At 51.5% G+C, this 2,239-nt stretch carries 2 tRNA genes and 1 rRNA gene; all 3 read right to left on the reverse strand.

The annotated features are described in order from the left end of the window. Window positions 1-164 precede the first annotated feature (164 nt). A tRNA-Ala gene (locus tag BFP89_RS17225) sits at window positions 165-240 on the reverse strand. A gap of 30 nt (window positions 241-270) precedes the next feature. Beyond that, window positions 271-347: transfer RNA gene (locus tag BFP89_RS17230), tRNA-Ile, on the reverse strand. 162 nt (window positions 348-509) lie between these two features. Continuing rightward, window positions 510-2,046: ribosomal RNA gene (locus tag BFP89_RS17235) — 16S ribosomal RNA — on the reverse strand. Window positions 2,047-2,239: the final 193 nt, after the last annotated feature.

Raw genomic sequence — 2,239 nt, forward strand, 5'->3', positions numbered from 1 at the left:
TTTACCTTAGCCTGATCCGTTACCAGTGAAAGTAACGTTCAGTCTATCTTTCTATCACATACCCAAATTTTTAAAGAACGAACTAGTCAAAGACCAGAAATCAACATTCACCATCATGACGATGGAATGCTCATTTCTAAGCTTTATACAAACAGAAGCAGTAGTGGTGGAGCCAAACGGGATCGAACCGTTGACCTCCTGCGTGCAAGGCAGGCGCTCTCCCAGCTGAGCTATGGCCCCGTATTTCTACAGGCGTTTCCCACACAAAATTGGTGGGTCTGGGCAGATTCGAACTGCCGACCTCACCCTTATCAGGGGTGCGCTCTAACCAACTGAGCTACAGACCCAATTTCGAGCTGCTAAGGCCGACCTCACCCTGCTCTTTACCACAGAGCATGGGGTGCGCTCTAACCAACTAAGCTACAACCCTATTTAGGCTGCTTCTTTCGTCTTCTTCAATGAATCAAGCAATTCGTGTGGGAACTTATGGAGCAGCTGATGTCGTCGATTAAGGAGGTGATCCAGCCGCAGGTTCCCCTACGGCTACCTTGTTACGACTTCACCCCAGTCATGAATCACACCGTGGTAACCGTCCTCCCGAAGGTTAGACTAGCTACTTCTGGTGCAACCCACTCCCATGGTGTGACGGGCGGTGTGTACAAGGCCCGGGAACGTATTCACCGCGACATTCTGATTCGCGATTACTAGCGATTCCGACTTCACGCAGTCGAGTTGCAGACTGCGATCCGGACTACGATCGGTTTTGTGGGATTAGCTCCACCTCGCGGCTTGGCAACCCTCTGTACCGACCATTGTAGCACGTGTGTAGCCCAGGCCGTAAGGGCCATGATGACTTGACGTCATCCCCACCTTCCTCCGGTTTGTCACCGGCAGTCTCCTTAGAGTGCCCACCATGACGTGCTGGTAACTAAGGACAAGGGTTGCGCTCGTTACGGGACTTAACCCAACATCTCACGACACGAGCTGACGACAGCCATGCAGCACCTGTCTCAATGTTCCCGAAGGCACCAATCCATCTCTGGAAAGTTCATTGGATGTCAAGGCCTGGTAAGGTTCTTCGCGTTGCTTCGAATTAAACCACATGCTCCACCGCTTGTGCGGGCCCCCGTCAATTCATTTGAGTTTTAACCTTGCGGCCGTACTCCCCAGGCGGTCAACTTAATGCGTTAGCTGCGCCACTAAGAGCTCAAGGCTCCCAACGGCTAGTTGACATCGTTTACGGCGTGGACTACCAGGGTATCTAATCCTGTTTGCTCCCCACGCTTTCGCACCTCAGTGTCAGTGTTGGTCCAGGTGGTCGCCTTCGCCACTGGTGTTCCTTCCTATATCTACGCATTTCACCGCTACACAGGAAATTCCACCACCCTCTACCACACTCTAGTCAGTCAGTTTTGAATGCAGTTCCCAGGTTGAGCCCGGGGATTTCACATCCAACTTAACAAACCACCTACGCGCGCTTTACGCCCAGTAATTCCGATTAACGCTTGCACCCTCTGTATTACCGCGGCTGCTGGCACAGAGTTAGCCGGTGCTTATTCTGTCGGTAACGTCAAAACAATCACGTATTAGGTAACTGCCCTTCCTCCCAACTTAAAGTGCTTTACAATCCGAAGACCTTCTTCACACACGCGGCATGGCTGGATCAGGCTTTCGCCCATTGTCCAATATTCCCCACTGCTGCCTCCCGTAGGAGTCTGGACCGTGTCTCAGTTCCAGTGTGACTGATCATCCTCTCAGACCAGTTACGGATCGTCGCCTTGGTGAGCCATTACCTCACCAACTAGCTAATCCGACCTAGGCTCATCTGATAGCGCAAGGCCCGAAGGTCCCCTGCTTTCTCCCGTAGGACGTATGCGGTATTAGCGTCCGTTTCCGAACGTTATCCCCCACTACCAGGCAGATTCCTAGGCTTTACTCACCCGTCCGCCGCTCTCAAGAGAAGCAAGCTTCTCTCTACCGCTCGACTTGCATGTGTTAGGCCTGCCGCCAGCGTTCAATCTGAGCCATGATCAAACTCTTCAGTTCAAACATCTTTGGGTTTTTAAGAAACCCTAAACTTGGCTCAGCAATCGTTGGTTATTCTTTGATTTCTCGCGGAGTAACTTGTGATGCTGATAATCTTGTTGACTATCAGTCTGACTCCACAAGCACCCACACGAATTGCTTGATTCAGTTGTTAAAGAGCGGTTGGTTAAGATGTTTCGTCTCAACCGAGGCG

It is taken from the genome of Pseudomonas sp. 31 R 17, assembly GCF_900004915.1.
In the GTDB taxonomy this organism is placed as follows: Bacteria; Pseudomonadota; Gammaproteobacteria; order Pseudomonadales; family Pseudomonadaceae; genus Aquipseudomonas; species Aquipseudomonas orientalis_A.